Origin of the sequence: Streptomyces sp. UNOC14_S4 (genome assembly GCF_020740835.1) — a bacterium.
Classification (GTDB): domain Bacteria; phylum Actinomycetota; class Actinomycetes; order Streptomycetales; family Streptomycetaceae; genus Streptomyces.
On sequence record NZ_JAINFC010000409.1, the window covers coordinates 1 to 6,965 of the forward strand.

Sequence of the window (6,965 nt, forward strand, 5' to 3'; positions counted from 1 at the left end):
GGGGGTAGCCGTAGCCGGGCTGGCCGGGAGCGCCGCCCTGGCCGTACGGGTTCGGCTGCGGCGGCCCGTAGGGGCCCGGCTGCTGGTAGCTCATCGTGTTCTCTCTGTCGACCTGTCGAGGTGGGGGGTGGCTCGCAAACGCTGCGTCATCCTCCCCGACGTCTTATGCAGGCCTTACCCCGGGTCCGCAACAGTTCTGGAACAGCCGTGCCATCCGGCTCTACCGCGGTACCCGCACACCCTCGCGGAACTTCGCGACCCGGGTGGCGGCTTCGTCGAGACTGAGGTCCTCGCCGCGCGCCATCAGCGACGTGTCCAGGGCGAACACCGCGCCGAGAGTGCTGCTGTCGCCCCAGACGCACAGTGGCATCCTGATGGTGGGGCTCGTGCCTGAAGTCGACTTCATCATCTGGCACTTCAGCACGGTGTCATCTCCGAGCCCGTCCGGGGTCATCCGTCGCGGGCTGCCCTCGAATTCGATCTTCGTGTCGGGGTCGGGCTTCTGCGCGGCCCCGTCTGTCGCGCTCTTGAACAGGCCGTCCACCAGTGCCTCGGGGCTCCGTACCGAATCACCCCATGCACCGGAGAATCGGAGCCACTTCTGTGCGCGTTTGTCCTCGCCGGCCTTGTAGATGCCCTTGACGCCTCGCGGGTTGGCCATGCCGGAGAGTCTGAGGTCGTTCAGATCCTGGGCGTCGAAGCCGGAACCGGTTTCGCTCGGGTCCTTCTTGTACCCGTCCGCGAGCGTGTCCGGTGCGGTGAGCTTGTAGCGCTGCGTGGGGTGCGCCGTTCCGGTACTGGGCGAGGCCGAGGCCTCCGGGGTGCTGGGCGGAGTGCTGCCGATCGGCTTTGCGACGTGCTTGTCGTCGCCCTTGTCGTTCCCGGTGAAGAGGACGACGCCGCCCACGATCGCACCGACCACGACCAGCGCGCCGACCGCGATGCCGATGGCCTTCCCCTTGCCCTTGCCGCCGCTCTGCGGAGGAACCGGCGGCGGGTACTGGCCCGGCGGACCCCAGCCGCCCGGCTGCTGCTGCGGCGGTTGCTGCTGCTGCGGCACGCCGTACGGGCCGGGCTGCTGCGGCGGTGCGCCATAAGGTGCGCCGTACGGCGCCGCGGGCGGCTGTCCGGCACCCCCCTGCGCGTAGGGATTCGGTTGCTGCGGCGGCCCCCCGTACGGGCCCGGCTGCTGCTGGCTCATCGTCGCCTCTGCGTGTCGCGGAAGAGTAAGGAAAAAGATCAGGTACGCGTCATCCTTGCCGACGGAGCCCCCGCCTCCCGCCCCGGGGCCCGGAATGGATTCGTAACCCCCGGGTACGCCCCCGTAGAATTCGGTCCGTGACCGAGAACACTCAGCAGAGCCCCGACCGCGGGCCGAACGACAGCACCCCCGAACTGCCGACCCAGTACGCGCCGGCCGAGGTAGAGGGGCCGCTGTACGAGCGCTGGGTAGAGCGGGGCTACTTCGAAGCCGACGCCAAGAGCGACAAAGAGCCCTACACCATCGTCATCCCGCCGCCGAACGTCACCGGCTCCCTCCACCTCGGGCACGCGTTCGAGCACACGCTGATCGACGCCCTCACCCGCCGCAAGCGCATGCAGGGCTACGAGGTCCTCTGGCAGCCCGGTATGGACCACGCCGGTATCGCCACGCAGAACGTCGTCGAGCGCGAGCTGGCCAAGGAGGGCAAGTCCCGCCACGACCTGGGCCGCGAGGCGTTCGTCGAGCGCGTCTGGCAGTGGAAGGCGGAGTCCGGCGGCCAGATCTCCGGCCAGATGCGCCGCCTGGGTGACGGTGTCGCCTGGTCGCGCGAGCGCTTCACCATGGACGAGGGCCTCTCCAAGGCTGTCCAGACGATCTTCAAGAAGCTCTACGACGACGAGCTGATCTACCGCGCCGAGCGCATCATCAACTGGTGCCCCCGCTGCCTCACCGCCATCTCGGACATCGAGGTGGAGTACCAGGACGACGATGGCGAGCTCGTCTCGATCCGGTACGGCTCCGGGGACTCGGAGATCGTCGTCGCCACGACCCGCGCCGAGACGATGCTCGGTGACACCGCCGTGGCCGTCCACCCCGAGGACGAGCGCTACAAGCACCTCGTCGGCACCGAGATCGAGCTGCCGCTGACCGGCCGCCGCATCCCCGTCGTCGCCGACATGCACGTCGACCCCGAGTTCGGCACGGGTGCCGTCAAGGTGACCCCGGCGCACGACCCGAACGACTTCGAGATCGGGCGTCGGCACGACCTGCCGAGCCTCACTGTTCTCGACGAGCACGGTGTCATCACCGTCCACGGGCCTTTCCTCGGCCTGGACCGCTTCGAGGCCCGGTCCGCGATCGTCGGCGCGCTGCGCGCCGAGGGCCGCATCGTCGCCGAGAAGCGCCCGTACACCCACTCCGTGGGCCACTGCTCCCGCTGCAAGACGACGCTGGAGCCGCGTCAGTCCATGCAGTGGTGGGTCAAGACCGCGCCGCTGGCCAAGGCCGCCGCCGACGCCGTCCGTGGCGGCAAGGTCAAGATCCACCCGCAGGAGATGGAGAAGCGCTACTTCGACTGGGTCGACAACCTCCACGACTGGTGCATCTCGCGCCAGCTGTGGTGGGGCCACCGCATCCCCGTCTGGTACGGCCCGGACGGCGAGATGGTCTGCGTCGGCCCGGACGACGAGGCGCCCACCGGCGAGGGCTGGCACCAGGAGACCGACGTCCTCGACACCTGGTTCTCCTCCGGCCTGTGGCCGTTCTCCACGCTCGGCTGGCCCGAGAAGACCGAGAGCGTCGAGAAGTTCTACCCGAACTCCGTCCTCGTCACCGGCTACGACATCCTCTTCTTCTGGGTCGTCCGGATGATGATGTTCGGCCTGTACGCGATGGACGGCACCCCGCCGTTCCACACCATCGCCCTGCACGGCATGGTCCGCGACCAGTTCGGCAAGAAGATGTCGAAGTCCTTCGGCAACGCGGTCAACCCGCTGGACTGGATGGACAAGTACGGCTCCGACGCCGTCCGCTTCACCCTCGCTCGCGGCGCCAACCCCGGCGTCGACGTGCCGATCGGCGAGGACTGGGTCCAGGGCTCCCGGAACTTCGCCAACAAGATCTGGAACGCCACCCGCTTCGCGATGATGAACGGCGCGACGGTGGAGGGCGACCTGCCCCCGGTCGAGGAGATGTCCGCCACCGACCGGTGGATCCTCTCCCGCCTGAACGCCACGGTCGCGGAGGTCGACGCCTTCTACGACGACTACCAGTTCGCCAAGCTGTCCGACGCCCTCTTCCACTTCGCGTGGGACGAGGTCTTCGACTGGTACGTCGAGCTGTCCAAGACCACCTTCATGGCCGGCGGCGAGCCCGCCAAGGTCTCGGCCCGCGTCCTCGGCGAGGTCCTCGACGTCACGCTGCGCCTGCTGCACCCGGTGGTCCCGTTCGTGACGGAGACGCTGTGGACCACGCTCACCGGCAAGGAGTCGGTCGTCATCGCCGACTGGCCGGCCGACAGCGGCTTCCGTGACGCCGCCGCCGAGCGGGAGATCGAGAACCTCCAGCAGGTGATCACCGAGGTCCGCCGCTTCCGCTCGGACCAGGGCCTCCAGCCCGGCCAGCGCGTCCCGGCGAAGCTCGGCCTGAGCGGCACCTCCCTGGCCGCCCACGAGGGCGCCATCCGGCAGCTGCTGCGCCTGCAGCCCGCGGAGGAGGGCTTCCAGGCCACGGCGACCCTGCCGGTCGCGGGCGCCACGGTCGCCCTCGACCTCTCGGGTGCGATCGACTTCGAGGCGGAGCGCAAGCGTCTGACGAAGGACCTCGCGGCCGCCGAGAAGGAGAAGGCCCAGGCCAACGCCAAGCTCGGTAACGAGGCGTTCCTGGCGAAGGCTCCGGACCAGGTCGTGGAGAAGATTCGTACGCGGCTCGCTGCCGCGGAGGCGGACATCGAGCGGATTGCTGCGCAGCTGGCTTCGCTGCCGCCGCAGCGCTGACGCTGGTAAGCGAGAAGGGCCGCCGTTGTCGGTAGACAGCGGCGGCCCTTCGTCTTTGGCCGCGGGCCGGTGGGCGGTTGCGCCTACCGGGGTGCGTCTTGCGCTTGGCGCGCGGCTGCGGGCCGGTGGGGGTTGCTCGCGCAGTTCCCCGCGCCCCTGACGGGGCGCTCCGGTTACGGGGCGCCCCCCGGCAAAGCTACGAGGCGCTTCGGCCACCGTCCCATGGGGACTGCGGGACCGTCCTCGCCTCCCACGGCCGCGAACGGCCCGGGTCCCACATGGGGCCCCAGGGGCCCTCCACCGGTTCCTCCTCCACGCGGTTGAGGCGTCGGTGGCTCTTGCGGTTGCGCTGCGGCCAGAACAGGACGTACACCGTCGACACCGCCACGAACAGCAGGCGGATCAGGCCGCGTGCCGAGTCGCTCGGCACCACGAAGACGCTGCCGTAGAGCACGATCAGCGCGATCCAGCTCCACCACGGCACCAGGCGCCGTTGCCCGCACACGTCCCACAGCAGGGTGCCGAGCAGCACGGACGCCGTGTAGTAGGTGTAGACGCTGGGGTCGAGGAGGATACGGGCGTTCGCGCCCAGCAGGACGACGCCCGCCCAGCGGCCGCGCCACACGGCGATCGCGCCGAGCGAGAGGCCGAGTGCCGCCTGGGCCGGGCGGGCCCAGTTGGGTGTCTCGGGGGTGTTGCCGCCCAGCCAGCGCAGCGCGGACGCCGGGTTGTTGGGGATGGTGAACTTCGCCGCCGCGAACGAGTGCGGGTCCACGATGAAGAACGGCAGCCAGGCCGCGGCCACCAGGCCCACGCACCACAGCACCGCGCGCAGCCAGCGGTCTCTCGGCAGCGCGAGGATCAGCGGCAGGAACGCCAGCGCGGTCGGCTTGGAGTTCATGGCCAGCGCGAGGCAGGCGCCGACGGCGGCCGGGTTGCAGCGCGTCAGGAACCAGACGGCCAGCGCCGTGAAGAACAGCGCCAGGACGTCGTCCAGGTGCCCGAAGCGGACCGAGACCTCGATCCACATGGGGATGAAGGCCGCCCCGGCGATCAGGACGCGCTGCCGCAGCCGCTGGTGGTTGGTGCCGGTGCCCAGGAAGTGGATGGCGGCGCTGCGGCCGGCGAGCACCACGATGACCAGTCCCAGCACGGACATGAACGCCGCCGCGAGGAACTGGCCCATGTGCTCGGAGAACGGGTTGAAGAGCCCCGCGACCAGGAAGCTGATGGGGCCCATCTGGAGCTCGGGGTGGTGGGCGTAGAGGTTGAGGCCGCCCGTGCCGTTGCTCCCGTCGTAGATCAGCTCGCCGCCGGTGCGCAGATAGTGCCAGGAGAAGCCGCCGCTGGGCTCCACCAAGGCGAACCACAGCACAGTCCACGCCGTGAGCAGCAACAAGTGCATCCGATTGCTGACGTCCGGTACCCGCACAACACTCCTGTTCCGCCACCCGGAACCGCTCCGGGCAGTGTTGTCCCCGCCGTCAGATGGCTGGGCGGGGACGGAGGTTGTCTCCTGGGCCTCAAGTGTGGCCCAAATCATGGTTTGTTCAGTTGGTGGTCACCAATGGTCGGCGTCAGGCCTCGATGGCGGTGGGGCCGGAGGTGACGACCTCCGCGTTCCGGCGGGTCTTCGCCCAGCCGTTGCGGCCACGCAGCATGCGGACGAAGCCGCGCGCGGACGCCGGGAACAGGTGGTACGCGTACAGCCACAGCGCGAGCCCCCACAGCAGGGAGACGAGCAGCGAGCGGTTCGGCGAGCGGTCCCGGCGGTAGACCGGGCCCCACAGGACGAACGGCGTCACGGAGACGACGGCCAGTCCGAGGACCAGCGGCCACACGGCGAGCATCCCGCCGAAGGCCTCGCCCGCGCCGTCCTCGACGGCCGACAGGGCGAGCAGGGCGAACATCAGGGCGCACAGGGCGAGCGTGACGATGTGGGCGACCGGCTGCAGGAAGGTGTAGAGCGTCTCCAGGACGCCCTTGCCGCCGTAGTGGCGCGAGGAGACGATGCGCGGCGCGTAGCGGACGCACTGCAGGTTGCCCTGCGCCCAGCGGGTGCGCTGGGTCAGGAAGCGGCGGCCGTGGGGCAGCCCCTCCTGGGAGACCCAGGTGTCGGCTATGTGGGCTATGCGGTCACCGTTGAGGATCATGTGCAGGCCGAGCTCGTAGTCCTCCAGCAGCGCGCCGCGCTTCCAGGGGCGTCGCTCGGCCGCGGCGATGCGGTCCAGGGAGGCGAGCCGGGTGAACTGGCCGTTGCCGCCGAGGCCGACGGAGCCGGTGCGGCCGCGCAGCAGCTGCATGCCCGCGTTGGAGACGGAGAACTCCATGTCCTGCATCCGCACCAGGAGGCGGGCGAAGGCGTTGCGCACCCGGCCGCGGTCGGGCAGCGGCCGCGGGTCCTCGGCGTTGCGCATGTGAACGCTGACCTGCACGCCACCGATCTCGGGGTCGCCGAAGCCCTGGGGGCCGCTGACGCGGTCGAGGGCCCGCGGGTCGAGCTGGCCGTCGGCGTCGATGACGCAGACGACGACGCGCTCGCGGTCGGTGTCCTCCGCCAGGTACTCGTTCAGCTCGTCGTACGCGGCGTTCAGCGCCGCGCCCTTGCCCTGCCGGGCCTCGGGGCGGTGTCGGCGCACGAGGTGGACGCGGCGGTCCGTCTCGCCGATCCCGGCGACGATCGCGCCGGTGCGGTCGTCGCTGTCGTCGTCGATGACCCACACATGGGCGCGCGGGTGGTCCGTACGCAGCCGGTCGACCGTCGTCGCGACGACGGCCTCCTCGTCCCGGCACGGCACGAAGAAGTGCCACTCGAACGCGTCGGGGTTGCCGTTCTCGATCTCGGGCCGCTTCAGGTACGCGTGGCGGGCACCGGCCCAGTAGAGCAGGAAGCAGACGAGGAGGAAGAAGGGAAAGACGAGGAGGAAGGGCGAGTGGAACATGGGGGAGGAGACTCCGGGGGTCTACGGGCCCCGTAAGGGGCGCGG

General features: G+C 70.2%; 4 protein-coding genes. 1 reads left to right on the plus strand and 3 read right to left on the minus strand.

Translation table 11 applies throughout. From position 1 onward, the window contains the following. Positions 1-220 precede the first annotated feature (220 nt). Positions 221-1,201: a hypothetical protein gene (locus K6I34_RS28000; RefSeq protein ID WP_229329977.1), complete on the minus strand. Its 981-nt coding sequence runs from the start codon at positions 1,199-1,201 to the stop codon at positions 221-223. Between the two features lie 137 nt (positions 1,202-1,338). On the opposite strand from K6I34_RS28000, the gene K6I34_RS28005 reads away from it, so the two are divergent. Beyond that, positions 1,339-3,978: a valine--tRNA ligase gene (locus K6I34_RS28005; RefSeq protein ID WP_229329979.1), complete on the plus strand. Its 2,640-nt coding sequence runs from the start codon at positions 1,339-1,341 to the stop codon at positions 3,976-3,978. A 196-nt stretch (positions 3,979-4,174) separates the two neighbouring features. Here K6I34_RS28005 and K6I34_RS28010 read toward each other — a convergent pair whose 3' ends face one another. Both K6I34_RS28010 and K6I34_RS28015 read right to left on the minus strand, forming a co-directional pair. Beyond that, positions 4,175-5,383 carry a hypothetical protein gene (locus K6I34_RS28010; RefSeq protein WP_229329983.1) on the minus strand — a complete coding sequence of 403 codons (1,209 nt, stop codon included), beginning with the start codon at positions 5,381-5,383 and terminating at the stop codon, positions 4,175-4,177. Between the two features lie 172 nt (positions 5,384-5,555). After that, the gene (locus K6I34_RS28015) at positions 5,556-6,920 is read right to left on the minus strand and encodes a glycosyltransferase (protein ID WP_229329981.1); all 1,365 of its coding nucleotides are present in this window, start codon (positions 6,918-6,920) and stop codon (positions 5,556-5,558) included. Between the last annotated feature and the right edge of the window lie 45 nt (positions 6,921-6,965).